The following is a 26741-nucleotide window of genomic DNA, read 5'->3' on the forward strand; positions in this document are numbered from 1 at the left end:
CCTGTCAGTCGTAAGCTGCGCCACTCGGGGAGCCGCCCCGCCTTCGGCGCGGCTCCCCTGTCCAGGACCGTGCCGGTCGATCAGCCGGCCGGCACGCCGTGCTCCCCACTCACTGGCGGGCCTTGCGGCCGCGGGTGGCCTTGGCCGGTCGCCACGAGGTGAGCGCGTCGTCGGTGAGGTGGAGGCGGTTGGTGGTCTCGGCGAGGAAGCCGGCGTAGATGTCCGCCGGCGAGGCACCCCACTCGGGGTCGAACTCGCCGTGCCATTGGCGTACCCAGGGCAGGATCTCGCGCAGGCCCGCGACCAGCGGGAGCAGACGGTCGGCGGCCCAACCGTCCTCCTGCTCGCGGGCGACGATCAGCGTCGCGAGGGCCTGGGCCTGCTCGCGGTGGTCCCAGCCGGCCCAGCCGACCAGCAGCGACGGGTCACCGTCGCGGCTGGCACCCGGGTACGACACGAACCGCTCCTTGGGTACGTCGAGCTTGCCCCGGTGCCGCCAGTAGCTGGTCTTGAGGAAGTCCGCTGAGGTGTACTTCGGCGGCACCGGGATGCCCTTGCGGAACTCCCGCTTCGCCGCCTCGTCGGGCAGCGCGTCCTCCTGCCGTTGCAGGTCCCACACCTGCTCCCAGTCGGCCCGCTTGGCCAGCCCGGAGTCCTTGTAACGCAACGCGGACAGGTGCGGAACGTGCTCGTCGGCGACCAGGTCGGCGATCACCTTGCCGAGATCCTGACCGGGCGCGTAGAGGTTGGCGACGGTGAGCACGTCGTCGTCGCGGCGCAGCTCGTCGGCGAGCTGGGCGGTGGTCAGCGGGCGCGGCTGCTCCAACCCGTCGACATGCTGGTACCACAGCTCACGCGCCTCGCACCGGTCGAGCAGCCAGTCGCGCAGCGCCTTCGCCTGCATCGCGTCCCAGCCCTCGCTGGCCCAGCGCCGCTTGCACTCCGGCCGTTCGATCAGCCCGATGTTCCGGTTGCCCTCGATGACCGCGATCCGCCGCTCCACCGCCGCCCGGTACTCATCCGACCAGTGCGCTGGCAGCTCAGTGATCGGCGTCGACCCGTGCCGGGCGAACCACTGCGTCTCCGCCTCACCCGCCGCCACCTTGCGGGCGAGCACGATCTCGAACGCCCGCTCCCCCAGCTTCAACTCCGGTACCGAGTCGGCCGGGGCGGTCAACTCCTCGTCCAGCAGCCCATAGAGCGAGTAGACCTGCCAGTCCAACTCCTCCTGCAACGCGATCATCCGCGCCCGGACCGAATGCCACTCGTCCCGAGCTGCAACGAGCCGCTGGCGGGTAGGAACCCCAGAGGCAGAGATCGCCGCCGGGGTCACCGTGGCGAGCCGCTGCGCCAGGCCGTCGACCTCCCGGCTCAGATCCAGGGGGTACGCCGGCGGCAACGGAAACTCCTCCAACTTTGTGCCGGAGAAATCGTAACGTTCATACCATGGCTCAGGGCTCCATCGATTTCCGCCACCGCTGGAGTTGGCAGTGCCCCCCTTTGGCTGACTGACCTGCTTCAACCAAAAACATGCGACTGAGCTATTGAGGGTCCCCAATAGCTGCAGGTACTCGTCCTCTGAGGCTCCCTCCGCCAGCTTAATAACAGGCGCCGACTGCTTGAATATCTTCCCCCCGCGATCAAACACAAACTGGCCGTGGGTGACCACGGAGGCAAAGGCAACCGACATAGGGGCTCGATAACGCTTGGCGAAGAACATCGAATACTCAAACCAATGCAAGCCGCGCGCAAGCTGATCGCTTCCGTAGGCAACACGGTCAACGAGAACACGGCGAAGTGGCCAAAGTATCTGCTCTACCGAATGATCCAAGGTCGCCGAATAATTTTGCCCATCGTAGGGCCAGATTGAGTTGATGGGCTCCTTAATCAGCCAGTCGCGGAGAACATCCCCCTCAACGATTGGGCGCCGATAATCTTCGGGCACACGGCGACGACGCAGGAACCCATCACCAACCATGTAGGCGCTGTCCTCCCGAGTGATAGCGCCAAACCCAACCTCCTTGGCCGCTCGCCCTAATGTCCTGTTGCTTTGCGACTCGATTGCACTCTTGAGCTCGCCCGCGCCGCCACCAGCAAGACTCCAGGGGTGGACGGCGAGTCGTTGCCGCGGCACATCGGCGACCCCGACCCACTGACTCTCCGAGCCGGGCCGCCCTATTTGATTGGTGATCGCCTGCCACACCAGCCCTCGACGCGGGTCGGCAGGTGTGCTCGCCTCACCACGAATACCCATTACTGTACGAATGGTTGGAGCACGCTTAACGTTTGTATTGCGACCGACTACCATAACCGTGGGTGTGCCATGGCCGGGAATATATGCACCGGAGGAATCGATAACATGGGTCACGTTGACATCGACGGCGAAGAGCTTCTCGATCAACCTCTTGCCAAATTCACGCTTCATGAAAGAATTTGCTGTGATCTGCCCAACAAATCCGGCACCCATGCCGTCGATGTTGCCCGTCTTGGCTAGCTGAAAGAATCGCTGCGCGAAGGGAACGGACAAGGCGTACTCGCGATAACATGCGCTGTACATGTCCCGGTACGCCTCGTTGAGGCCCCTGTCTTTGACCGTGATGTAGGGCGGGTTCCCTACCACAACGTGGTACTCACCGACGCTGAGGATCCCGGGGTGCTCCTTGAGATCTTCGGTTGCGTAGGCGAATTCGGTCATCTGGTCATCACCGAAAAGCGTTCCCTGCCGGCGTTTGATGAGCGAGTCGCCGACGGCAAGGTGGAGGGGGAGCGAGTATCTGGCCGCGTCGGCGAGGGTCTTCATGCCGCATGCGCGGAGGGCGGCGACGAGGAGGCGGAAGCGGGCGATGGCTACCGCGAAGGGGTTGATGTCGACACCGTGCACCGCGTCGAGCGCGAGTCGTACGCGCTCATGGGAATCGCGGTTAGGGGCATGCAGCTCCCACTGCTTGAGCAGCCGGTGGAAGGCGCCAAGCACGAAGTGGCCCGATCCGCAGGTCGGGTCGATCATCTTGACCACGTCGTGGCCGAACTCATCGATCGCCGGGGTTAGCGTCAGGTCGAGGATGAACTCCTCGACGAACTCCGGCGTCTGCAACAGTGCGTAGGTCTTCCGGGCCGCCTCAGATAGGTCCTGGTAGAGGTCGCCGAGGAAGCGGGTGTCCCAATACTCGTCTCGGAAGCTGTGGATCAGGTTGCCGCTCTCGCCGCGTCTGCGCCAGAAGCCGATCAACTCTTTGGCCGCGTCATGCGACAGCGGGATCTGGAAGATCGGGTTGTGTCGCCGGTCGAACAACGACTTGCCAGCTTGGGTGCTGGCGATCGCATCGAACCCTTCGAGCAGCCAGCCGCGCAGCGTCTCGTCTGGCCGGTCGCGGAAGAACTGCGCCTCGGCCTCCTCGGCCAACACCAGCCGGTCCCCTGGCCCGGCAAGGTAGGGCTCGGCCAGCAGCCCGTTGTCCTCGCAGAAACGCACGAACGCGGTGCCAAGCACCCATGCGACGGCGACCTGGGTGACCCGCTCGTCTCGCCACGCCGCCCAAGTGGCGGCGGTACGCCCAACCTTGAAGGCGTGGTCGTACTCGCCACGCAGGCGGAGGCGCACCTCCTCGACCGATTCGGCCTGCTCCCGCAGGTCTCTTTCCAGGTTCTCGACCTGCTTCTGCAGGTCACTCAAGAGCAGCTTCCGGTCGATCACGCGACGACTCTAGTCGTCCCGCCGACAGGACGGAGCTACCCGTAAGGCCCGTTGTGGCCGTCGGCCCGCTACCTACGGCTCCCGCATCCAGAGCTTCGGGTCGTTGACGAAGATGCCCTTGCCCTGGTGCCGCCAGATCACGCGCAGCGCTTCCAGCCGCACGTAGACCTGCTTGACCGTCGACGGACTGACCTTGTGCGTCGCGGCGAGCTGAGCGATCGAGGGCAGCTTGTCCCCCGGCTTGAGCCTCTTCGCCTTGATGTCGGCGACGATCTCGTCGGCAATACGGATGTAGTCGGCGGTAATCGGCATGACTCCCCCTGCGTGGCACGCCAATTCGATCACGCAAGGACACCCGCCAACAACTCTACGTTCGACTAAGACGACTGGGACAGCTAAGTTGGCTCCTGCCTCTCCCCTTGCGTGGCAACAAGGAGCAGAGGTGATCCCCCTGGTCGGGGCGGGTGCGCGTGCCCGTCCCGACCCACCGGACTGCTCCGCTGTCGTACCGCTGAACTGAGCTGCGGCGGCGGAGCGGGCGGGCCGCCCGCGGCCGGCATGCGGACGGCCCGCCCTTCCAGACCCACCGAAAGGACCTCCCCCGCTCCCGCCTGCTCAGGAAGGACCGCCGTGGCCCAGGTGTATCGAGGTGGCCATCTCTACGGGACCGGTCGCCCGGCCCGGTTGACGCCGCACGAGGTGCGGACCCGCACGTTCGACCCGCGTCGGCGCGGCGTCGACCCCGATCAGGTACGCGAGTTCCAGGCCGAGCTGGCCAACGAGTTGAACGACCTCCACCAGGAGGTACGGATGCTCAGCCAGGAGAACGACCGGCTCAAGCGGGCGCTGCGCGACTGGCAGACAATGCACGCCCGCGAGTGCCGGCCACCCAACGAAGGCCCCTGGTAGCCGTGCGACCGGAACCCGGCGACCTGCTCCGGATCGACGGCCGGGCCTCGGTGCAGTTCGCCGGCGACCGCGCCCTGACCTTCCGCGTCGTCTCGGTCTGCGACCGCCCGACCTACGCAGGCTGGGTCTGGCTGACCGGCTACGTCATCAACCGGCGCGGCCAGGCGACCGCCAAACGCGAGATCTACGTCCAACTCGCCGGTCTTCGCCCCGCCCCGGAAAGCACTGTCTCGGCCTCAGGCTCGCGACACCCCATTGGTGCACGCCCCTATGATCCGCCGGGTGACCAAGGTGACGGCAGACCAGCTCGCGATCACGCGAGGCTGCGTGCTCGGGCTGATGCTCGCTGATGCTATCGACGCGACCGGCGGCAATGTGCCGACCAACGAGACGCTGCGCGCCACCAGCGCTGGCCAACTCGGCTGATCGAGTTCTTGAAGCAACTGGCGGAGCACTTGCCCGACCGGCAGACGGGCTCGCTAGAACCGCCAATCGTTAAGGGCGATGGAGTCCGTCCAGTTGGTCTCCATCAGGGTGCCATCGGGGAATGAGGGCACAGCGCCGTGCTCAAGCTCGTCCCCCTGCAGCAACTCGGTGACTGACTGGAAGAGGCCTTGGAACTCTCCTTGCCGAGCTCGTTGCACCCGCTCGGCTACGTCACGACGCAGGCCGACACGCAGGTTGAGCAGGTCCAGCCTTGACGTGATGTAATCCTGGTCCTGATCCTCGTCGGCTACGCCTACCGATACCGCCGCCAGGAACGGTTCATAGTAGGCCAGCGTGTACCGGTCCAGCTCGATACCCAGTTGGACCGCGTCGATCTCCTCGTCATCCGGGTCGACTGCGTTGATCGACAACTCGTACGCGTACGGCGGGAAGGAGGCGACACACCCCAGGGCAAGCCAGGGGCGCTCGCCCCCGATGGACTTGATCGAGCGCTTCTGGGCTATGAGGGTGCTTGGCAGGGCGGGCTCCATGCCGTTCGACCTTCCCTTGGCCTCGGCGACCACCCATCCTCGCGTGCACCTGCCGATGAGATCGGCCCTCTTTCTCGTCGCGCCAAACGTCACGCTGTACCTACTGGCATATCTGTCGACATGGAGTAGAAACGTCACCCCGAGCTTCTTCCGGCAGAAGATGCCCGTCATCGCCTGCCCGAGAGCGTACGACAGCGACACCTTTTCCGAGCGGTCCAGCTCCCAGGCGAGTGCCGACTTCACAAGCCCACCACCGTCAGAGCGCCGGACGTATCCGGGGATAAGGGAGACCCGATGGATGAACTCCCACACGGAGGCCAAACCGTGGGAAACCTGATCACCGGGCGCCCGGCCTGTGGTGAAGAGAGCATGGGCAAGGTCGTCAGTCGTGAACTCAAGCACTGCAGTCGGGGAGATCAGCCCCTTGGGAAACAGCGCCGTGTGACAGCGCGCCGTGAATGTGTCCTCTCGCCGAACTGTCATCCGGGTTCCCCCTAATCCGCCTGCCGGCCTGCACCGCGTGCCCGCTCCCAGAGGGTTGAGCACACCAGACACAACGGTCGGAGCCAATAGACTGATCAGCCAGTGACGGATCGAAGGCAGGCTCATCCACACGGCCCAGGAGACCGCTTGAATAATAGGGTCAGGCCGAAACAGCGCTGCGGTGGGCGTTGACCACCCAGGCGTCGGGTAGGGCGATCCACTCGTTGTCGCCCACCCGCACCACCGCACCGTCCAGCTTCGGCAGCAGCGCCGGATCCTCCATCGGGCAGAGCATCCACACGCCCCCCGCCCCACCGCGCGCCGCGTCGGCCAGCTCGTAGAGCCGGTCCATCGCCCGGTACCGCGCCAGCACCGCCGCGTCGTGCAGCAGCACTGGCCCCGCCTCGGCCGACAGCTCGGCGCGCAGCTCCGGCGCGGCCAACTCCCACGCCCGCTCGACGTACTCGCCCAGCTTGATCGCCCCCCGGGAGCCGGACGGCGCGATGTCCGCCCCGACCACCGTCTCCCAGGTCGGCTTGGGGTGCGCGTCGACCAGGGCGTGCAGGTGGTCGAGGAAGCGGGCGGCCACGTTGACCGGCCGGGCGTCGAAGCGCCGGGCCAGCTCCTCGCGCGCCAGGCCGTACCGCGACAGTCGTACCGTCAGCGCCCGGAACCCGCCGGCGGACCGCGCGCCGGTCAGCCGCTCCTCGGCCCGCATCGCCGCCGCCAGCTCCGGCGACTCGGCCGTCCACCGGCTCGGCGCCACGGTCAGCGACGGACGCCGCTGCATGATCGACATGGAGGACGAGGCGTTGCGGGGCGGCGGCGGGACGTACTTGTCGCGGTCCCAGCGCAGCTCGAAGCCGGCCTCGGCGAGCAGCCGGTCCAGCTTCGGGTGGGGGGGCAGCGGATCCAGCTCCGGGAAGCGCGTCCGCACCCGTTGGGTCACCTGCTCCGGCGTCAGCCCCCGACCGGCGTCGGGCGAGGTCGCCGGGGGCACCACGCCGGCCTGGGCCAGCCGTAGCGCCCGTACCGGATCGAGGTCGCGTGGGTAGAGCTCCAGCCGCGCGGTCGCGGCGGCCCGCTCCGAGGCCACCGCGGCGAGCAGCACCCGCCGCCGCTCGTCGATCGCGTCGGCCGCCCCGCCGGGCGCGGTCACCGCCGCGAGGGTACGCAGCACCGTCGCCGGGCTGGGCAGCACCTCGCTGGCGGCGAGCTTGTCGGCGGCCTTGCCGAGCGCGTCGGCGTAGTCGAGCAGCGCCGGCGCGGCCGGGGTGTCCGGGCCGTCGTCCTCGCCGGCTTCGAGGGCCACCAGCAGCCGGTCACCGCGCGGGTGCGGCTTGCCGTTGATGTCGGCGCGGGCGTGCCGGCGCAGCAGCAGGCGCGGCTCGTCGGCGAGCGCGTCGACCTCCACGGCGGCCCGCACCGCGGCGACCGCCACCGCGAGCCGCAGCGCGTCCCCGGTACGCACCGAGCCGCGGCTGCCGAGCAGCGCCGCGGCCAGCTCGGCGACGCCCATCACCCGGCCGCCGTCGCGCAACAGCTCGATGATCTGGGTACGCACGCTGCCGACCACCGGGATGTCGTGCCAGCGTTTGCGCTGCTTGCCGAGGATCTGCGCGATCCGGGCGGGCGTGACACCGAGCGGCTTGGCCACCTGCGGGTGCTGCGGCCACAGCGGCAGGTCCGGCAGGGCGCCGGCAGCGTCGGGCAGGTGCAGCGCCAGCCGGGTGGCCTCGACGTCGTTGGGGTTGCGGCTGGCCGGGACGAGCAGCGTGGCGATCGCGTCCAGACCGACGCGTACCAGATCGGCGTCGCCGTCCCCGGCGGCGGCCTCGGAGGCCACCTCCTCCGTCGCGGCCTTGCGGGCGGCGGGCGTGGTGGGAATGGTCTCCCGCTCCCCCAGCCGGCCGCGCCACTCCTTCACCCGACGCTGCAGCTCCTGGCGGGTCTTGGCGCCCAGGCCGGGCAGGTGGGCGAGCTTGTTGGCGACGGTGAGCAGCTCGCCGACGGTGGTGGCGTCGAGGCGGTGAGCGGCGGAGACCGCGCGCGGGGTGAGCCCGGCGGCCTCCAGCGCGGTGGCCCGGGTCGCCTTGGTCGCGGCCTCGTCGCGGGCGGCCTCGGCGGCCTGCTCGTCCGGCTCGTCGGCCTCGATCTCCGGGTGGTCGGTGCCGACCGGGGTGCTCGCGTCGGAGCGGCGGAACACCTGCTGCCAGGCGTCGCGCATGTCCTTGAGCGAGGCGAACCGCTGGCGGTGGTCGCGGTGCAGGGCGCGCTGCAGGAAGTCCGCCAGGTCGTCGCGGATCGCCGGGTCGAACGCCTCGACGGCGAGCACCGGCGGGCCGTCGGTCAGCTGCGGCTCGGTGCCGCCGTCGCCCCAGACGGGCAGCTCGCCGGAGGCCATCTCGTGCAGGGTGACCCCGAGGGCGTACCACTCGGCGTGCTTGTCGTAGACCAGCCGATTGGCAGTGCCGAGGAACGGGTCGAGGTAGCGGGGGGTGCCGGCGCTGATCTCCTTGACCGAGACGCCGGCCAGGGAGAAGTCGAAGAGCACCAGCTGGCGGGTGCGGTTGGGGCGCACCCGGATGGCGATGTTGTCCGGCTTGATGTCCCGGTGGTAGACGCCCTCGCCCTCGAGGTAGTCCAGGGCGCCGAAGAGGTAGTCGCTGTAGGTTTCCAGCTCGTCGACGGTCAGCCGGCCGTCGTCGCGCAGCTTGCGGGCCAGGGTGCGGTCACCGGCGTGCTCCAGCACGACGACCGTGCGGGTGCCGATCTGCAGCGGCTCCGGCCGGGCCAGCCGGATCACCCGCGAGTCGGTGAGCGGGCCGAGCACCCTCGCCTCGTGCGCGAGCCGGGCGCCCTTCTCGTCGGAGAGCCCGACCTTGAGCACCTCCTCCCGGCGGGTGCGCTCGTTGAAGCCGAGGAACGCCCGGCAGGTCGAGCCGGTGCCGAGGCTGCGGACGATCTTCCACTCGGCGACCCGGTCGCCGCCGCGCGCCTCGAGCGGGTCGACCTGCTCGGGCTCCGGCTCCTCCGGGTGCACCGATGCCGGCGGCGGGGCGGTCAGCTCCTCCTCGACGTCCTGAAGCATCTCGACGAACTCGGCGACCGTGGTGAGGCGCTGCGCCGGGATGGGCGCGGTGGCCTCCTGGATCAGCGCGTCGGCGAACTCGGTGATCCCGTCGGCGATCGCGGAGGCGTGCAGCCCGTTGTCCCGGGCCAGCCGGGTCAGCAGCTCGGCCCGCTTCGCGGCCGGCGGCTGGCCGGTCAGGATCAGGTAGCTCAACGCGCCGAGGCCGAAGACGTCCATCGCGACGGCGTCCGGCTTCGGCGTGGTCAGCTCCGGCGCGAGGTACGCCTCGGCCGAGCGCTCGATGTGCGAGGCCGCGTGCGTGGAGAGGGTGACCGGGTCGCCGCTGCTGCCCCCGCCGCTCCCGTCGACACCGCGGGTCGCCGCCTGCCAGTCGCTGAGCTGGAGCTGAGGGATCAGCCACGCCTCGTCCTCGCTGCCACCCCGCCGCCGGCGTCCCGGGCTGACCAGCACGCTGCGCGCCGACAACGCACGGTGGTGCAGCCGCCGGCGGTGCGCGTACGCCACCGTCTCGGCGAGTTGGCGGATCATCGCCAGCCGGCTCAGCGCGTCGAGGCGGTCGCCGTACTGGGCCATGTAGTGGTCGAGGCGGATCGAGCGCGGGTCGTACCGGAAGATCAGGGCCGGCCCGGCCTCGTGCGACTCCATCGAGTCGACCTGGACGATGCCGGGGTGGTTGATGCCGTGCAGCACCTGCATCTCGCGCTTGGCGGCGCGTTCGATGCTGGCCCGCTCGGCCTGTACCGCGTTGCGCTCGACCAGGTAGATCCGGACCCGGCGGCGCTCCCGCTCCAGCTCGCGGTGCCGGGCCTGGTGGTCCTGCCAGGTGGGGCCGACGTCGAACGGGCGGGTATCCAGCTCCCACGACCCGATCTGGTAGTGCTTGCGGCTGCGGGCGATGCCGACCGCCTTGAGGAGGTCCGGCAGCGCCGCGGACATCTCCTTGGTGACCCGCTGCCGCTCGTCCTGCGGCGGACGCTGCAGCAGAGACGTGATCGTCGGCAGCGGGCCCGGCTGGTGACCGGCCGCCGGCTCCGGGCCATAGATGCTGTGCAGGTGGTGGTCGGAGAGGCCGATGTGCAGGCCGGGCTTGGACAGGAACACCGCCGCCTGCACGAACGGGATCTTGACCGGCGGGCCCTTGCGCTGAGTCGCGGCGACCTGGAGCAGGGACTTGAGCTTCTTGGCCTTCATGTCCGCCAGGTGCAGCGGGTTGTCAAAGGTACGGGTGCCGCCCCCCGCCGGTCCCTGCAGGATCCAGTTGGAACCGCTGGAGATCAGTCGGCCGTTCAGGCTCTTGATCTCGATCAGGTAGAGCCCACCCGGGGCGGCGACCAGCAGGTCGATCTCGTAGGGGTGGCCGGTCTGTGCGGTGAAGGTGAAGTTCGACCAGGCCCGGTAGGGCTCGGTGTCGGGCAGCAGCGCCTGGACGTGCGCCAGCGCCTCCCGCTCGTGCGCGAACTGCGCTGGCGTGATCGTCGTCCACCGGCCCTCCTGCATGCAGGACATCCTAGGGCGCGCTGCTCCGGCCGACGGGACCGCGTCGGATGGTCAAGATCCGCGTCGCGGTACGGATCCAGCGTTCAGAGCCGGGCCAGGATCTCCGCCTTCTTCGCAGCGAACTCCTCCTCCGTGAGGATTCCCGCGTCGCGTAGCTCGCCGAGCTGTCGGAGTTGCGCGATCGGGTCGACCGGCGCCGGCGCGGCGGTGGGGGCTGCCGGCGGCGGCGGGGCCATAGCGGGCAGACCGGAGTAGTGGCGGGTGTTCATCCGCTCCTGCAGGGCCAGCCTGGCCGCGTGAGCCGTCTCGTTGATAATCGACACCGCCTTACGTGGGTCCGGGATGTCCTCCAGGACCACCAGCTCGATGCCGTTCGAACGCTGCACCTTGACCATGACGTTGCCGACGCCCCGAGCTTTCTGGGTGATCGACTGTCGGAGATCCACGTCCAGCACGTCCCCGATCGGCACCTGCTGCGCGTTCGTGGAGAGGACACCCCTCTCGAAGTGGAGCATCGTCGAGGTCAGCTTGTACCGCCCAGCTCCGATACCGATGAGGGGCTGGCCGGTGGCCGCCCACAGCACTCCTGGCTCCAGGATCGGCGCCTGCGGCTGCGGTGGCACCGGTGCCGCGCCCGACGGTGAGACGGACCTCGGGATCACAGGCTGCAGCTCGAGAGTTTGCGGACGCGTCTCCTGTGCGGTGACCTCTGCCAGGGTTCGCACGGCCGGCAGGTTCGCCGACCCGGGTAAGGCGGCGGCGTCGATAAAGAGCTGCCACCCCACGGGGGGCGCCGGCCACGATGGATCCGGCTGCCATCCAGCCGGGGGAAGCCAGCCTTCCGGTGCCGGCGGCCAGCCCGGTGGTGTGTTGAACCGCAGCGCCATGATGCCTTGCCTAACTCTGTAGCTGGTCAGAACCGATGGGAGCCTACCGTCGCCTTGCTGGTAGCAACTCCGCCAACCGGCTGTCCGTGAACCGACGTTGTCGCGACCGTCCCCACGTCAGATACTCACCTCGTGACCCGACTCCACGCCGAGGTCTTCGGTAGGGGACGGACATGCACGACGTCGCCGAGGTCCTGGGCTCGCCTAAACGGGCGCATCTGGTCGGGCATTCGTACGGGGCGTCGTCGCGCTGCTCGCGGCCGGGCTACGGCCCGAGAGATCCACCACCGATCACTCCCCGCGCAGCAAGTTTTTGCCACGCCGTCGTACCTGGACAATGGCTGCTCGGGTGACTAACCGCCCCCTCGTTGGGCTGAACGCCCTCGGCGGCGGGTGGCCGATCGCCCACCCAGGCCGCCGCCATAGCGAACCGCGCATGGCCTAACGGCGTCCGCTCGGCACCGTTCCTTCGGGTCGGGCCGTCGGAATGTCCTGTCATGCTGTCAATGTCGTGTCAGTCGATGCATCCCGCCGCCATCCGGCAGCAACATGTACCTCTTCGGCATGACCAAGGAGGAACATGGTGAATAGAGCAAGGTCACGGCTGCTGTGGTCCGGGCTGGGCCTGACCGCGACGCTCGTGGTCGGCGGCAGCGTGGCGTACGCCGACGACGCCGCCACCACGACCACGTACACGGCCTGCGTGGACAAGCAGGGGCGGCTTCAGGTCGTCGACGAGACCGGGAGCTGCAGGGACGGTGAGCGGCGAATCACCTTCAACGCCACCGGACCACAGGGGCCGGCCGGACCGCAGGGACCGACGGGGCCGCAGGGCGAGCCCGGACCGACCGGACCCGCTGGCCCGAAGGGTGACACCGGAGCCGTCGGACCCCAGGGCGCGACCGGGCCGGTCGGCGCGACCGGGCCGACCGGGCCGGCGGGCGCGACCGGGCCCACTGGGCCGCAGGGCCCGAAGGGTGACCCGGGCGTGAACGGGCGGATCTACACGGGAGCGTTCCGGTACGACAGCACCCGCGATCGTATGGTGCTGAACGGCAGCGTCGGGCTAAGCGTCACCCGGAACGGGCCCGGGGACTACAACCTCATCTTCGACACCCAGATGGTGCGGTGCACGGTCATGCTCCGGCCGACGTACCTCGGCGCCAACAACCGCCCGGACATGGTCGCGTTCGACAGTATCGACGGCGCGCGAGCGATTTTCGATCCCAAGGTGGACGCGGACACGCAGGTGATCGTCGCCTGCGCTCCCCCCTTCTGAGCCGGCGTCAGCCCCGGCCGGCCCGATCCGGCCGGGGCTGACGGACGCGCAGCGACAATCCGTGGCGGCCGGGCCAGCAGAACCGGGTCGGGCAGAGCCACCCCGGCACGTTGACGTCGCCGTCATCACCGTCCCGCGCGCCTTGTCCCGAGCGTCTGAGCGCACCCGCTGCAGCGTCTCCACCTCGTCGAGCACCAGCAGCAGACCCGGGCGGCCACTGTCGCGGAGCACCGCCAGCAGGCCCTGCAGGGAACTCAGCGCGTCGAAGTGGTCGAGAAGAGCTCCGACATTGAGGCCGACCAGGATCGCATCCACTCCTCGGCGGCATCCGTTCCGGCACCGAAGGACGCATCCGTCACCGTCGTTCCCCCATGCGGTCACCTTAGCGACTGGGGTGGGCAGGTCGTTGTCCGCAATGAGGTGACCGCCGGCACTCGAACCAGCCGAGCAGGCCCGGCCCTTAGGAGGAGGCTTGATATCAACTGCGGGGATCGTTGATATCATCTAGGGCGGACCAGCTGCCGGCAGAGAGGCACCCGACCATGTCCCGAACGATCCTGGACGTTGACGACGACCTGCTCGCGGAAGCGTCGAAGATTCTCGGTACGACGACGAAGAAGGCGACGGTCAACGCGGCTCTCGAGGCCGTCGTCAACCGGGAGAAGCGGCGCGAGTTCGCCAACTGGCTCAAGACCGGTGGCCTTCCCGACCTGACCGGCGGAACGGGCGCGGCAAATCCGGACGCGGCGTGAGCCGGGAACTCTTCCTCCTCGACAAGTCGGCCCTCGCCCGCTGGCCCAAGCCCACAGTCGCCACCCTGCTCGATGAGTTGTCCGAAAGAGGGCTGCTGGCGGTGTGTGGAGCGGTGGAAATCGAAGTGATTCACAGCGCCCGCACCACGAAGGATGCGCAGCGCGCGCGTTGGCTGCTCGGCGGCTTCGTGTGGTTGGCCATGCCGGACGAGATCTGGGACCGGGCGATCGACGTCCAGGTCCAGGCGCTCCACAAGGGCAACCACCGCGCCCTGTCGATGGCCGACCTGCTGATCGCCGCCACCGCCGAACGTCACGGCGCCACCGTGCTGCACTACGACGGTGACTTCGACATGATCACGGCAATCACCGGGCAGCCGACGGCCTGGGTGGTGCCTCCCGGCACGGTTGACTGATCGGAGCCGCCAACTCCAGAAGATGGCCATGGGCCCGGTAGCACCGCGTCCATGTGCCGGGGTTCGTGGCGCAGCCGAAGCTGGCCCCGGCGAGCAACTGGCCCAGCTCCGGGTGCGGTCCGAGTGCCATCGGCGCCCCGTCGGCGCCGGCGAGGCCTCCGCCCTGCGCTCACCCGCTTCGGACCAGCCGTCAGCCCTGGTGGGAAGGTTCCGGGTGCGCCTGCCGGGCCTGCAGGAACGGCCCTAGCCCCGTCCCGTCCTCGCTGGCCAGGAACGCGCCCCGCGCGGTCAGCAGCGTCTCGTCGGCGTGCGCCATGCAGCCCCACACGGTGTCGCCCCACGAGTCGGCGAGCTTCACCTCGGCCGGCTCGGGGCAGGGTTCGCCGCGCGGGCCGCCGATCTGGCAGCGGGCCGGCGCGCCGCCACGGCGGCTGACCGCCTCGGCGGCCTCCCGGATCAGCGAGAACCGCGCCTCGCCGCCGGGCTGCGCGACCCGGGCCTGTTCCGGTACGACCCGGCGCTGCCCGAAGAGCACCCCGTTGCCGTCCGGGTCGAGGACGCGGCACTCACCGCCGGGGGCGTGCTCGGGGTAGCCGACGCGCTCGACGGCGTACCCGGCGGCGGTGAGCCGCGCGATCGTCGGCTCCAGGTCCTCGACGTACAGGTAGATCAGCAGCGGCAGCTCGACGGTGACCAGGCGCGGGGTCACCGCGGCCAGCAGCAGGGTCAGCTCCCCGCAGCGCAGGTACGACCAGCGGGACTCCCCGTCGCCGCCGGTGCGGGTCTCGGTGTAGCCGAACAGCTGGTAGAAAGCTCGGGCGGCGTCGGCGTCCGCGACGTACAGCACCGGCACCTGCGCCTGCACTCCACTCTGCACCGCGCCACTCTATCCACAGCACACCTGCAACTCACGTGTCGCAGATCAGGATTTTCGGTTCGCCCCGCATGTCACCCGGCGCGGCGGGCGGTGAGCAGCAGGTACTCCCATTCCAGGACCGTCGCGCCGCTGCCGAGGTCGTTACGGCGGGCGAGTTCGGCGAGGTCATGGTCGAGCGCCTTGGTCCGGTCCGGGTCGTCGGCGATGCCCCGGTACGCGGCCACGGTGGGCCCGTAGTTGCTCTTGAAGAAGTCTCGGAACTCCTCGGGGGTGGCGAACGCCTCGACCCGCAGCACCTGCCGGCGGGCGACCACGTCGGTGACCCGGTCCCCGAGCAGGGCACGGACGTGCTGCTCATCGCCCCACAACGGCGGAGGCTGCGCGCCGGGCGGCGGCGGCGCCACGTACGGCCGCAGCGTGCCGAGCATCTGGCCGATGAACCCCTGCGGGGTCCAGCTGAGCAGGCCCACGGTGCCGCCCGGGCGGCAGACCCGGACCAGTTCGTCCGCGGCGGCCCGGTGGTGCGGGGCGAACATGACCCCGACGCAGGAGAGCACGGTGTCGAACTCGCCGTCGGCGAACGGCAGCGCCTCGGCGTCGGCCTGCTGCCACGCCAGCTCCGCGCCCTGCTCGGCGGCCAGCCGCCGGCCCACCTCGAGCAGTTCCGGGGTCAGGTCGCTCGCCGTCACCCGGGCTCCGGCCAGCGCCGCCGGTATCGCCGCGTTCCCCGATCCCGCGGCGACGTCCAGCACCCGGTCACCGGGGCGGACCCCGCACGCCTCGACCAGGATCGGCCCCAGCTCGGCGATCACCCCGGTCGCCACCGCCGGATAGTTCCCCAGCGCCCACATCGCGCGGTGCCGGGCCTTGAGGGCCTCGTCCGCCGCCGGGTCGGTGGATGTCGTCATCTCGCTCGCCTCCCGTTCGTCCTGCTCATGGCAGAGACGCTAGGGACGGGAACCCGACGCGACTAGTACATGTTCTGTACTGGGACCTAGCCTTCGGTCATGGGGTCGTCGTATCACCAGTTCTGCCCCGTCTCGAAGGCGATGGAGCTGCTGGACGGACGGTGGACGATGCTGATCGTCCGCGAGCTGGTCAGCGGCAGCGAACGCTTCAACGAGCTGCGTCGCGGGTTGCCGCGGCTCTCCCCCGCGCTGCTGTCCCGGCGGCTGCACGAGCTGGCCGTCGCCGGCATCGTGCGCCGGGAGACCGACGGCGCGGAGGTGCGCTACGTGCTGACCGCCGCCGGGCGGGAGCTGCGACCGATCGTCGAGGCGCTCGGCGGGTGGGGGGTCCGCTGGGTCGGCGAGATCGGCGACGCGGACCTCGACCCGAAGCTGCTGCTGTGGGACATGCACCGGCACGTCGACCACACGGCGGTGCCGGTCGGGCGCACGGTGGTCCACTTCCACTTCACCGACGTGCGGGCCCGGCAGCGGGACTGGTGGATGGTGCTCACCCGGACCGAGGCGGACGTCTGCGACGCGGATCCGGGTCACCCGCTCGCGGTCAGCGTCCAGGCCAGCCTGCGCGCGCTGACCGACGTCTGGCGCGGCGAGGCGACCTGGTCGGACGCGCTGCGTGGCGGCGGGGTGGCGTTGGACGGGCCGGCGGCGCTGCGCCGGGCGGTACCGGCCTGGTTCACCCTCTCCCCGTTCGCGTCGGTGCCCCGACCGGCCTGAACGGGCGCCGGGTCGGGTGGGCGCCTGTCGCGAATCTTCAAGCCGGCCCGGGTGGGTGTTCCTACGATCGTGCCCATGACTGTCACCAGCCGAGCCGCCGACGGCGACCACACCACGAACGGCACGCCGCACGGCGCCACCAGCCTGACGCCCTTCCTGGCCATCCCGGATGCGCGCGGAGCCATCGACTTCTATCAGAAGATCTTCGGGGCGCGGGTGGTCGACGTGACCGAGATGGGCGGCGTCGTGGCCCACGCCGTCCTGGACTTCGGTCACGGGCTGCTGCAACTCGGGGAGCCGATGCCCGATTACGGGCTCGTCGCGGCGCCCGAAGGGGATCAGGACTGCTACTCCATCGGCTTCTACTGCCCGGACGTCGACGCCGTGGTCGCCCGGGCCGAGGCAGCCGGTGCGGTCGTCCGCGAGGGACCGTCCACCTTCGTGTCCGGCGACCGGTTCGCCAGCATCCGGGACCCGTTCGGCGTCCGGTGGTCGGTGATGACCCGGGTGGAGGACCTCTCCGAGGCGGAGAGCGCGCGGCGGGTCGCCGAGTGGGCCAGGCAGCAGGAACAGTCGAACTGACCGCGGCGCCCGGCTCGGATTGACCGGCCGTGGCCGCGCCCCGGGAGCGCGCCCTCCGCGCCGGTCACGCCGCGAGGGCGGCGTACCGGCCGGCCCGGTCGAGCAAGCTCCGGTGGGTGCCGGACTCGACGATCCGGCCGTGGTCGAGCACGGCGATCTGGTCGGCGTCGCGGACGGTGGCGAGCCGGTGCGCGATGGTGAGCACGGTACGCCCCCGCGACAGGGCGTCGAAGGCCCGCTGGACGGCGCGTTCGGTCTCGGTGTCCAGCGCGCTGGTCGCCTCGTCCAGCACCAGGATGCGCGGGTCGCGCAGCAGGGTACGGGCGATGGCCAGGCGTTGTTTCTCCCCGCCGGAGAAGCGGTGGCCCCGGGAGCCGACCATCGTGTCGTACCCGTCGGGGAGGCCGGCGATGAGGTCGTGGATCTGCGCGGCGCGGGCCGCGGCCTCGATCTCGGCGTCGGTGGCGTCCGGTCGGGCGTAGCGCAGGTTCTCCCGGACGGTGGTGTGCAGCAGGTAGGTCTCCTGGCTGACCACGCCCACGACGGCGGCCAGGTCGGTCAGCCGCAGGTCGCGCAGGTCGACGCCGTCGATGGTGATCCGGCCGCTGCCCGGGTCGTGCAGCCGGCTGACCAGGGCGGCCAGGGTGCTCTTGCCGGAGCCGGTCTCGCCGACCAGGGCCAGGCTGGTGCCGGCCGGCACGTCGAGGCTGACGCCGGCGACGGCGGCGGTGTCGCTGCCCGGGTAGCTGAAGGTGACGTCGGAGATCCGCAGGTGGCCGCGGACCCGCGCCGGGTCGATCTCGACCGGGTGGGCGGGGTCGTCCACCTCGACCGGGAGGTCGAGGTACTCGAAGATGCGGGCGAAGAGCGCCAGCGAGGCGGTGAGCGAGACGCCGACGTTGAGCAGCCCCATCAGCGGCCGGAACAGCCCACCCTGCAGGGCGGTGAAGGCGACCAGGGTGCCGATGCTGAGCGTGCCGGCGGTGCCGGGCAGCCCGGCGCCGAGGTAGATGACCGCCGGGATGGCGGCGAAGATGACGCTCATCGAGGCCATCCGCCAGCGCCCGGCGAGTTCGGAGCGGAGTTCCAGGTCGACGAGGCGGGCCGAGGAGTCGGTGAACCGCTCGGTAAGCGCGGCGCCGGCGCCGAGGGTCTTGCTGAGCTGCACGCCGCTGATCGACAGCCCCTCCTCGATGGTGACGTTGAGGTCGGCCAGCTCGCGCTGCCGTTGCGCGGTGATTTCGCGGCGCAGCGCGGCGACCCGGCGGGTCAGCCAGATGGCCGGGGGCAGTACCACCAGGGAGACCAGGGTGAGCCGCCAGGAGAGCGCCGCCATCGCGACCAACGTGGCGACCACGGTGGTCAGGTTCGACGCGATCGAGGTGGCGGTGGAGGTGACGACGGTCTGCATGCCGCCGATGTCGTTGGTGATCCGGGACTGCACCTCGCCGGTGCGGGTACGGGTGAAGAACGCGATCGACTGCCGGTGCAGGTGGGTGAAGACGTCGGTGCGCAGCCGGTGCATGACCTGCTGCCCGACCCGGGTGGAGATCCAGGTCTGGACCACGCCGAGCACGGCGGTCACCGCCGCGACGGCGACCATGCCGCCGACCAGCCAGGCCAGCAGGGTCAGGTCGCGCTCCGGCAGCGCGCGGTCGATCACGGCACGCAGCAGGAACGGCGAGGCCATCGCGATCACCGACGAGACCACGATGATCGCGACCACGGTGGTCAACTGCCCGCGGTACGCGGTGAAGAGCCGGCCGATACGGCGCAGCGACACGTCCCGGGCCTGGGCCTTCTCGGCGGCGCTGATCGTCCGGGGGGCGCCGCCGCGGCCCTCCCGGCGGGTGGGGGTGGTGTCCAAGGAATGCCTCTTCCTGTCGGGGAAACATTGCTGAGGTTACCTCATCATGAGGGAACAACAGGAAGTCCTGCTACCGTATTCCGGTGACCGCCGAGGACGCCGAACCGCACGAGGAGAGCCTGGCCGAGCTCTTCTGGGCCGTGGCCCGCCGGCTGCGCCACCAGTCCCGGCAGACCCTCGGCCCGTGGGAGGTCAACCCCGGGCACGCCCGCGCGCTCGGGGTGCTCACCCGGCACGGCGCGATGCGGCTCAGCGCGCTCGCCGAACACCTGCACATCGCCCCCCGCTCGGCCACCGAGGTGGTCGACGGCCTGGAGGAACGCGGGCTCGTCGCGCGCCACCCTGACCCGGCCGACCGGCGCGCGACCCTGGTCGCGCCGACCGAGGAGGGCACCCGGGTGGGCGCGGCCATCCGGACCGCGCGGGACGCCGAGGCGACCCGGTTCTTCGGCCACCTCTCCCCCACCGACCGGGAGCAGCTCACCCGCATCCTGCGCACCCTGCGCGACTGAGCCCGCCGACGGCGCTCTTGATCGTCTGAGGGTGAGCCGCACTCTCGGCGGCCCGTCGAGTGGTTCAGGCTCAGACGATCAAGCGGCGGCTAGCCAGGATCGCCAGCACCTCGCGGCGTACCGCGTCGGGCTCGTGGACCAGGCGGCGGTGGCTGAAGCGCACTACCACAATGCCCACGGTGGCGAGCAACGCGTCCCGGCGCAGGTCGACCTCGCGCTGGCGCGGGTCGCCGTGCGTCGTCGCCCCGTCGAGTTCGAAGTCGACCCGCTCCCGCTCGGCGTACACGTCGAGGTACATGGCGCGCCGGCCGACCACGATGCGGGCCTGACGGCGGAACTCCGGCATTCCGGGGCCGACGAAGACCCGGTCGTGGCCCCAGATCTCCAGCGGGCTCCGGCACCCCGCCTCGAGTCGCTCCAGCAGCTTCCGCAGGCTCGCTCGGCCGGGCAGCCGCGATCTGGTCCGTAGCGCCGCACTGATCCGCCGCGACGTGGTGAGGCGGTCGTTGACCGCCCGGATCACCGGACCCGGCCGGTCCGGCTCCGGCAACATCGGCCAGGAGTCGACCAGCGCCGACTCCAGCCGGACCATCGGAAGCCCGGATCGGATCAGCACCTCAGGTGGCGCCGGCGTCAGTCCACGCCGGTGGTGCACGACCAGGTGCGGTCGGGATCGGATGGCCGAGTGTGGCGGCACGTCGAGATGCAGCGCCTCGCCCTGGGGCTGCGTCCGCAGACCCCACGCGTCCAACGCGGTGGGGCCGCTGAGCGCGCCACGGCCGTCCGCGTACGCGAGGACGGCCCGCCGTCCCACCTCGGGAGGAAGCAGCGCGAGCAGCGGTGTGCCGCAGCCCAGATCCGGCCAGGCGAGGCGGGCGTCGACGTAGACCTCCGGCAGCGCCCGGATCAGCTGGGCATCGCGGGCCGCCCGCTCGAGCGTCCACCGCGGCACCACCTCCAACGCCGTCGCCCGGCGCACCACCCCACCGCACCGCTCCAGCAACTCCCCCAACACTCCGTCCACCCCACCGACCCTGACCGCCCCCTCCCCGTCGCAACAAGCCCCACCCCCCTCACCTGTGCACTGTGGACAACCCCCTCGCCGCCCACCACATGTGCTAAGGAGATCGTTTGTCGCTCAGCCACTGTCGGCTCGGCGTGTCGAGTGGCAGGACAGCAAACGATCAAGGCGAGACTGACGCGCGGCGGTCGCGTAGGTAGGCCCGCTCGGCTTCGTTGCCGGTGCGGGTGATCGCCGCGTCGTACGCGAGGGCCGCCTCCGACGCGCGGCCCAGGCGGCGCAAGAGGTCGGCGCGGACGGCGTGGTAGACGTGGTAACCGGCGAGGTCGAGCTCATCGACGGCGGCGAGGGCGGCGGCCGGGCCGCGTACCTCGGCCAGCGCCACCGCCCGGTTCAGCGCCACCACCGGGCCCGGGGCGACCCGCTGGAGCTGGTCGTACAGCTGGAGGACCTGGCCCCAGTCGGTGTCGGCGGCGGTCGGCGCGTCGCTGTGCACGGCCTGGATCGCGGCCTGGATCTGGTACGGGCCCGGTCGGTCCCGGCGCAGGCAGCGGCGCACCAACGCCTGCCCCTCGGCGACGAGCGCGCGGTCCCACGAGCCGCGATCCTGCTCGGCGAGCGGGCGCAGGGTGCCGTCGGCGGCGACCCGGGCGGGACGGCGGGCCTCGGTGAGCAGCATCAGGGCGAGCAGTCCGAGCGCCTCCGGCTCGTCGGGCATCAACGCGACCAGCAGCCGGGCCAGCCGGACGGCCTCGACGCAGAGGTCCTCGCGGACCGGGCGCTCCCCCGCGCTGGCGGTGTGCCCCTCGTTGAAGATCAGGTAGAGCACGGCGAGGACGGCGCGCAGCCGGTCCGGCAGGTCGGCGTCGCCGGGCACCCGGTACGGGATGCCGGCGTGCCGGATCTTGGCCTTGGCCCGGACCAGCCGCTGCGCCATGGTGGCCTCGGGGACCAGGAAGGCGCGGGCGATCTCGGCGGTGCTCAGCCCGCCGAGCAGGCGCAGGGTGAGCGCGACCCGGGTGGCCGGGGCGAGCGCCGGGTGGCAGCAGGTGAAGATCAGTCGGAGCCGGTCGTCGCGCACGGGTCCCTCCTCGGCCGGGGCGTCCCGGGCGTACAGCAGGGCGGCCTGGGCCTGCCGGCCGTTGCGGGACGCCTCCCGGCGCAGCCGGTCGATGGCCCGGCGCCGGGCGGTGGTGATGATCCAGCCGGCCGGGCTGGGCGGCGGGCCGGTCTCCGGCCAGCGCCGCACCGCCTCGGTGAAGGCCTCCTGGACGGCCTCCTCGGCGAGGTCGATGTCGCCGAGGAGGCGGACCAGCACGGCGACCGCGCGGCCGTACTCCGCGCGGAACACCGACTCGACGTCGAGCGTCACCCCTCGCCCTGGAAGGGGCGGACCTCGACCGGCAGGGTGGTGGCGACCGCGTAGCGCCGGCCCCACTCCAGGGCGGCGTCCAGGTCGGCGGCGCGGATGATCATGAAGCCGCCCAGGTACTCCTTGCCCTCGACGAACGGGCCGTCGGTGACCAGCACGTCGTCGCCCTTCGGGCGGAGCACGGTGGCGGTGGACGGGTCGTGCAGCCCCTGCCCGAAGACCCAGGAACCGCTCGCCACCAGCTCGTCGCGGATCACCCCGAGCTCGCGCATCACCCCGGCCAGGAACTCCGGGTCGGGCCGCCCGCCCTCGGGCTGGTACATGCTGATCAGGTACTGCGTCATGGCACTCACCCCTTCTGGTGGATCCTCCACCTTCCACACGATCGGCGAGGGCCCCGATCGACACCCCGACCTGACCCTTTCATAGATAATCTTGACTTCATCTATTGAAAACTATCGCCGGCCGTGACCTAATACGTGACAGTTCCCTTCGTCGCTCCCGCCGCCCACGAGGCGGCCACCCCCCGGGAGGAAAGATGAACCGTCTGCGTACGGTCGCGGCCGCGTTACTGGCCACCGCGACCCTGGTCGCCGCCGCCACCCTCGGCGCGACCCCCGCCAGCGCCGCCCCGGCCGGACTGCCCGGCATGGACGTCTCCAGCCATCAGGGCAACGTCAACTGGTCCGCCGCCTGGAGCAACGGCGCCCGGTTCGCGTACGTCAAGGCCACCGAGGGCACCTACTACACCAACCCGTACTTCGCCCAGCAGTACAACGGCTCCTACAACGTCGGGATGATCCGCGGGTCGTACCACTTCGCCCGCCCCGACACCACCAGCGGCGCCACCCAGGCCAACTACTTCGTCGACCACGGCGGCGGCTGGTCGAAGGACGGCCGGACCCTGCCCGGCGCGCTCGACATCGAGTACAACCCGTACGGCTCGACCTGCTACGGGCTGAGCCAGAGTGGGATGCGCAGCTGGATCGCGTCCTTCGTCAACCAGTACTACAGCCGCACCGGGCGCTGGGCGACGATCTACACCACCACCGACTGGTGGACCACCTGCACCGGCAACACCTCGCAGTTCGCCGCCAACAACCCACTCTGGATCGCCCGGTACTCCAGCACCGTCGGCACCCTGCCGGCCGGCTGGTCGACGTACTCCTTCTGGCAGTGGGCGTCGTCGGGCATCTTCCCCGGCGACCAGAACGTCTGGAACGGCACCCTGGACCGGCTCCGGGTGCTGGCCTGCAACGGGCCCTGCTGATCCCCCGCCGGTGGCGGGCCGTCCGGCCCGCCGCCGGTTCCCGCCCGAGCCCACCAGGAGGCCACCATGTCCGTACCCGTCTCCCGGCGTGACGTGCTGCGCGGCGCGGTCCTGCTCGGCGCGACCGCCGGCGCCGCCGCCCTGCTGCCCGCCGGCGACCGCGACGTCGCCCGGGCCGCCGCCACCCGGATCGACCAGCCGACCATCGCCAACTGCGCGACCTGGGGCGCCCGACCGCCGTCCTCGGCGGTGACCGTGGTGCAGAACCGCCCCAACAAGATCATCATTCATCACACCGCGTTCCCGAACTCGACCGACTACAGCCTGGCCCACGCGTACGCGAACTCCCGCGATATTCAGGACCTGCACATGGACACCAACGGCTGGCTCGACTCCGGGCAGCACTTCACCAACAGCCGGGGCGGGTTCCTGACCGAGGGCCGGCACGGCAGCCTCTACGGGCTGCTGCACGGGCAGACCATGGTGCAGGGCGCGCACTGCGTCGGGCAGAACAGCCAGGCCATCGGGATCGAGAACGAGGGCATCTACCTGGACGTGCAGCCGCCGCAGGCGCTCTGGGACAGCCTGGTGGTCTTCTGCGCGTTCACCTGCCAGCAGTACGGCATCCCGGCGACCGAGATATACGGCCACAAGGACTTCAACAGCACCCAGTGCCCGGGGCTGCTGCACGGCCGGCTGCCCGAGCTGCGCTCCGCCGTCGCGGCTCGGCTGGGCTGACCGACCCGGCACGCCGGCCGGATATCGCGATCCGAGCCCGTCGGGTCGAAGGGTGTCGCAGCCTGGAGGCGTGGCGCAGTCTCAGCCGACGACCGGCGACCCGGACCCACGGGCCCCGCTGGACGAGCTCTGCCGCGCCCTGCAGTGCGGTACCGCGGGCCTGGACGACGCCGAGGCCCGCCGCCGGCTGACCAGGTACGGCCCGAACGAGCTGCGCCGGCAGCGACGGCGCGGCTGGTGGCGTGAGGTCGGCCGGCAGGTCGTACACCCGCTGGCGCTGCTGCTGTGGGTCGCCGCCGCGCTGGCCTGGGTGGCCGGCACCCCGGTGCTGGCCGGGGCGATCCTCGTGGTGATCGCGCTGAACGCGCTCTTCGCCTCGGTACAGGAGCGCCAGGCCGAGCGGGCGGTCGAGGCGCTCACCCGCTACCTGCCGCAGCACGCCCGGGTCCGCCGGGACGGCCGCTGGCAGGAGATCCCGGCCGCGCAACTCGTCCCCGGCGACCTGCTCGGCGTGGGCGAGGGCGACCGGATCTCCGCCGACGCCCGGCTGGTCGACGGCGCGGTGGAGGTGGACCTCTCCGCGCTCACCGGCGAGTCCCAGCCGGTCGCCCGCTCCGCCGACGCCACGGACCGCTCCGGCAGCCTCACCGAGGCCGGTGACGTCGTCTTCAGCGGCACCTCCTGCCTCGGCGGGGAGGCCCGGGCTCTGGTGTACGCCACCGGAATGCGCACCGAACTGGGCCGGATCGCCGCCCTCAGCCAGCGGGTGGGCCGCGAGGAGAGCCCACTGGAGAAGCAGGTGCGCCGGGTGGCATGGCTCATCGCCGCGGTGGCGGTCGGCGCGGGGCTGGTCTTCTTCCCGATCGGCGTACTGGCCGCCGGCATGTCGGTGGGCGACGCGTTCGCCTTCGCCATCGGCCTGCTGGTGGCGAACGTCCCCGAGGGGCTGCTGCCCACCATCACCCTCGCCCTGGCCGTCGGCGTACGCGGCCTGGCCCGGGTGGGCGCGGTCGTGAAGCGGCTCAGCGCCGTGGAGACCCTCGGCTCGACGGACGTGATCTGCACCGACAAGACCGGCACGCTGACGGAGAACCGGATGCGGGTGGTCGCCGTCCGGGCGGGCGACACCCTCCTCGACCCGGCGCCGGGGGCGACGTCCGCTCCGGCCGGCGACGGAACTCCTCCCGCCGGGCCACCCGGCCCGGCGCCGCCGCGGTCCGACGCGGCGCTGCGGTCCGACGCGGCGCTGCGGGCCCTGGGACTGGCGATGATCGCCTGCAACAACGCCGAGGGAGAGCGCGGCGACGCGACCGAGGTGGCGTTGCTGCGCTTCGCCGCCGTCCTCGGCCTGGACCCGACGCATCGGGAGGGACGGCAGGCGCAGTTCCCGTTCGACACGAAGCTGCGGCTGATGTCCACCGTCGACCGGGACGCCGACGGGTTGTGGCTACATACCAAGGGCGCGCCCGAGGAGGTGCTGCGTCGGTGCGGCCAGGTCGCCGGCGCGGACGGCGCCGACCGGCCGCTGGACGAGGCGTACCGCAAGGGGTTGGACGACGCGGTGACCGCGCAGGCCGCGCAGGGCCGGCGGGTCCTCGCGGTGGCCCGGCGTCGGTTGGACGCCGCGCCGACCCGACGCGAGGACGCGGAGCGGGAGCTGACGTTCCTGGGCTTCGTCGCGATGGTGGACCCGGCGCGGGCGGAGGTGCCCGAGGCGGTGGCGCGGTGCCACACCGCCGGCATCCGGATCATCATGGTCACCGGCGACCACGGGCTGACCGCCACGGCGATCGCCCGGCAGGTCGGCATCGTCCGGGGTGAGGCGACCGTGGTCACCGGGAGCGACCTGGACCGGACCTCCCCGGAGCAGCTGCGGCAGCTCGTGCGGGAGCGACGAGAGGTGATCTTCGCCCGGGTCTCCCCCGAGGCGAAGCTGCACATCGCCGAGGCGCTGCGGGCCAACCACCAGGTGGTCGCGATGACGGGGGACGGGGTCAACGACGCCCCGGCGCTGCGCCGAGCCGACATCGGTGTGGCGATGGGCCGGACCGGCACCGACGTGACCCGCGAGGCCGCCACGATGATCCTCACCGACGACAACTTCGCCACCATCGTGGCGGCGGTGGCGGCGGGACGGCGGGTCTACGACAACGTCCGCAAGTTCATCCTCTACATCTTCGCCCACGCCACTCCCGAGGTCGTGCCCTTCCTGATCTTCGCGCTCACCGCCGGGGCGGTGCCGTTGCCGCTGACCGTGATGCAGATCCTCGCCATCGACCTGGGCACCGAGACGCTGCCCGCGCTGGCCCTCGGTCGGGAACCGGCGGAACCGGGGCTGATGGACCGGCCGCCCCGGCGCCGCGACGCCCGGGTAGTGAACGGGGCGATGCTTGCCCGCGCCTGGGGCTTCCTCGGGCTTATCTCGGCAGCGCTGGTGATGGCGGGGTTCTTCGCGGTGCTGCTGCGGGCGGGCTGGCGCCCCGGCGCGGCGACCGGGCCGGGCAGCGCACTGCACGACGCGTACCGGGAGGCGACCACGATGACCTTCCTCGGGATCGTCTCCTGCCAGATCGGCACGGCCTTCGCGGCCCGGACCGAGCACGCCTCGCTGCGGCGGATCGGCGTGTTCAGCAACCGGCTGCTGCTCTGGGGGATCGCCTTTGAGGTCGCCTTCGCGGCGGTGATCGTCGGCGTCCCGCCGCTGCGCGCGGTCTTCGGCACCCGCCCGCCGGAGCCGGCGATGCTAGCCCTGCTGCTGGCCTTCCCGCCGATCGTCTGGGGGGCCGACGAGCTGCGCCGGGCGGCCCGCCGGCGACACTGAATCACACC

The 26741-nt window shown here is 71.0% G+C and carries 22 protein-coding genes and 1 pseudogene; 11 read left to right on the plus strand and 12 right to left on the minus strand.

The features are described 5' to 3' along the window. Positions 1-109: 109 nt before the first annotated feature. Positions 110-3694 carry a BREX-2 system adenine-specific DNA-methyltransferase PglX gene (gene pglX, locus V6U81_RS01620; RefSeq protein WP_334483290.1) on the minus strand — a complete coding sequence of 1195 codons (3585 nt, stop codon included), beginning with the start codon at positions 3692-3694 and terminating at the stop codon, positions 110-112. A gap of 72 nt (positions 3695-3766) precedes the next feature. After that, positions 3767-4006, minus strand: a complete 240-nt coding sequence (locus tag V6U81_RS01625) for a winged helix-turn-helix domain-containing protein (protein WP_334483293.1) — start codon at positions 4004-4006, stop codon at positions 3767-3769. 318 nt (positions 4007-4324) lie between these two features. Here V6U81_RS01625 and V6U81_RS01630 point away from each other — a divergent pair, with 318 nt between their 5' ends. Further along, positions 4325-4603 carry a DivIVA domain-containing protein gene (locus tag V6U81_RS01630; RefSeq protein WP_334483296.1) on the plus strand — a complete coding sequence of 93 codons (279 nt, stop codon included), beginning with the start codon at positions 4325-4327 and terminating at the stop codon, positions 4601-4603. A 282-nt stretch (positions 4604-4885) separates the two neighbouring features. Beyond that, positions 4886-5029: a hypothetical protein gene (locus tag V6U81_RS01635; RefSeq protein ID WP_334483299.1), complete on the plus strand. Its 144-nt coding sequence runs from the start codon at positions 4886-4888 to the stop codon at positions 5027-5029. A 53-nt stretch (positions 5030-5082) separates the two neighbouring features. Here the strand turns inward: V6U81_RS01635 and V6U81_RS01640 are convergent, their stop codons facing one another. The 3 genes from V6U81_RS01640 to V6U81_RS01650 all read right to left on the minus strand — a co-directional run bounded on the left by V6U81_RS01640 (position 5083) and on the right by V6U81_RS01650 (position 11439). Continuing rightward, positions 5083-6063 carry a hypothetical protein gene (locus tag V6U81_RS01640; RefSeq protein WP_334483302.1) on the minus strand — a complete coding sequence of 327 codons (981 nt, stop codon included), beginning with the start codon at positions 6061-6063 and terminating at the stop codon, positions 5083-5085. A 160-nt stretch (positions 6064-6223) separates the two neighbouring features. Further along, entirely contained in the window at positions 6224-10654 is a 4431-nt protein-coding gene (pglW, locus tag V6U81_RS01645; RefSeq protein ID WP_334483304.1) for a BREX system serine/threonine kinase PglW, read from the minus strand. An 83-nt stretch (positions 10655-10737) separates the two neighbouring features. Next, positions 10738-11439, minus strand: coding sequence for an SHOCT domain-containing protein (locus V6U81_RS01650; protein ID WP_334483305.1), 702 nt, complete (start codon positions 11437-11439; stop codon positions 10738-10740). 805 nt (positions 11440-12244) lie between these two features. On the opposite strand from V6U81_RS01650, the gene V6U81_RS01655 reads away from it, so the two are divergent. Then, entirely contained in the window at positions 12245-12820 is a 576-nt protein-coding gene (locus V6U81_RS01655) for a hypothetical protein (RefSeq protein ID WP_334483781.1), read from the plus strand. Positions 12821-12931: 111 nt separating this feature from the next. Here the strand turns inward: V6U81_RS01655 and V6U81_RS01660 are convergent. After that, positions 12932-13324, minus strand: a pseudogene (locus V6U81_RS01660) (BREX system ATP-binding domain-containing protein); the annotation flags it as partial. Between the two features lie 38 nt (positions 13325-13362). Here V6U81_RS01660 and V6U81_RS01665 point away from each other — a divergent pair. Then, positions 13363-13572 carry a type II toxin-antitoxin system VapB family antitoxin gene (locus tag V6U81_RS01665; protein WP_334483306.1) on the plus strand — a complete coding sequence of 70 codons (210 nt, stop codon included), beginning with the start codon at positions 13363-13365 and terminating at the stop codon, positions 13570-13572. Beyond that, a complete protein-coding gene (locus tag V6U81_RS01670) occupies positions 13569-13988 on the plus strand; it encodes a PIN domain nuclease (RefSeq protein ID WP_334483309.1) in 420 nt (139 codons plus the stop codon). The genes V6U81_RS01665 and V6U81_RS01670 overlap by 4 nt, the downstream gene beginning before the upstream one ends. A 190-nt stretch (positions 13989-14178) precedes the next feature. On the opposite strand, the gene V6U81_RS01675 is transcribed toward V6U81_RS01670, so the two are convergent. After that, positions 14179-14865 (minus strand): VOC family protein, encoded by a 687-nt coding sequence (locus V6U81_RS01675; RefSeq protein ID WP_334483312.1) that lies wholly within the window; start codon positions 14863-14865, stop codon positions 14179-14181. 71 nt (positions 14866-14936) lie between these two features. Then, on the minus strand, positions 14937-15773 hold the full coding sequence (locus V6U81_RS01680; RefSeq protein ID WP_334483314.1) for a class I SAM-dependent methyltransferase: 837 nt from the start codon (positions 15771-15773) through the stop codon (positions 14937-14939). 99 nt (positions 15774-15872) lie between these two features. Here V6U81_RS01680 and V6U81_RS01685 point away from each other — a divergent pair, with 99 nt between their 5' ends. Together V6U81_RS01685 and V6U81_RS01690 are read left to right on the plus strand one after the other, a co-directional pair. After that, the gene (locus V6U81_RS01685) at positions 15873-16550 is read left to right on the plus strand and encodes a winged helix-turn-helix transcriptional regulator (protein ID WP_334483317.1); all 678 of its coding nucleotides are present in this window, start codon (positions 15873-15875) and stop codon (positions 16548-16550) included. Positions 16551-16625: 75 nt separating this feature from the next. Continuing rightward, the gene (locus V6U81_RS01690; protein ID WP_334483319.1) at positions 16626-17132 is read left to right on the plus strand and encodes a VOC family protein; all 507 of its coding nucleotides are present in this window, start codon (positions 16626-16628) and stop codon (positions 17130-17132) included. Between the two features lie 64 nt (positions 17133-17196). Here the strand turns inward: V6U81_RS01690 and V6U81_RS01695 are convergent, their stop codons facing one another. Continuing rightward, positions 17197-18948, minus strand: a complete 1752-nt coding sequence (locus V6U81_RS01695) for an ABC transporter ATP-binding protein (RefSeq protein WP_334483758.1) — start codon at positions 18946-18948, stop codon at positions 17197-17199. 134 nt (positions 18949-19082) lie between these two features. On the opposite strand from V6U81_RS01695, the gene V6U81_RS01700 reads away from it, so the two are divergent. Continuing rightward, positions 19083-19511, plus strand: a complete 429-nt coding sequence (locus tag V6U81_RS01700) for a MarR family winged helix-turn-helix transcriptional regulator (RefSeq protein WP_334483322.1) — start codon at positions 19083-19085, stop codon at positions 19509-19511. A gap of 70 nt (positions 19512-19581) precedes the next feature. On the opposite strand, the gene V6U81_RS01705 is transcribed toward V6U81_RS01700, so the two are convergent. The 3 genes from V6U81_RS01705 to V6U81_RS01715 form a co-directional block, all read right to left on the minus strand. Beyond that, positions 19582-20535 carry an endonuclease domain-containing protein gene (locus V6U81_RS01705; RefSeq protein WP_334483325.1) on the minus strand — a complete coding sequence of 318 codons (954 nt, stop codon included), beginning with the start codon at positions 20533-20535 and terminating at the stop codon, positions 19582-19584. Between the two features lie 160 nt (positions 20536-20695). Further along, on the minus strand, positions 20696-21904 hold the full coding sequence (locus tag V6U81_RS01710) for an RNA polymerase sigma factor (protein WP_334483327.1): 1209 nt from the start codon (positions 21902-21904) through the stop codon (positions 20696-20698). Next, positions 21901-22248, minus strand: a complete 348-nt coding sequence (locus V6U81_RS01715; RefSeq protein ID WP_334483329.1) for a YciI family protein — start codon at positions 22246-22248, stop codon at positions 21901-21903. The genes V6U81_RS01710 and V6U81_RS01715 overlap by 4 nt, the downstream gene beginning before the upstream one ends. 194 nt (positions 22249-22442) lie before the next feature. On the opposite strand from V6U81_RS01715, the gene V6U81_RS01720 reads away from it, so the two are divergent. The 3 genes from V6U81_RS01720 to V6U81_RS01730 all read left to right on the plus strand — a co-directional run bounded on the left by V6U81_RS01720 (position 22443) and on the right by V6U81_RS01730 (position 26733). Beyond that, the gene (locus V6U81_RS01720; protein ID WP_334483332.1) at positions 22443-23174 is read left to right on the plus strand and encodes a lysozyme; all 732 of its coding nucleotides are present in this window, start codon (positions 22443-22445) and stop codon (positions 23172-23174) included. Between the two features lie 66 nt (positions 23175-23240). After that, complete coding sequence (locus tag V6U81_RS01725) at positions 23241-23912, plus strand: peptidoglycan recognition protein family protein (RefSeq protein WP_334483335.1); 672 nt, start codon at positions 23241-23243, stop codon at positions 23910-23912. Between the two features lie 70 nt (positions 23913-23982). After that, positions 23983-26733 (plus strand): cation-translocating P-type ATPase, encoded by a 2751-nt coding sequence (locus V6U81_RS01730; RefSeq protein WP_334483337.1) that lies wholly within the window; start codon positions 23983-23985, stop codon positions 26731-26733. Positions 26734-26741 lie beyond the last annotated feature (8 nt).

It is taken from the genome of Micromonospora lacuserhaii (assembly GCF_036902735.1).
Lineage (GTDB): Bacteria > Actinomycetota > Actinomycetes > Mycobacteriales > Micromonosporaceae > Micromonospora.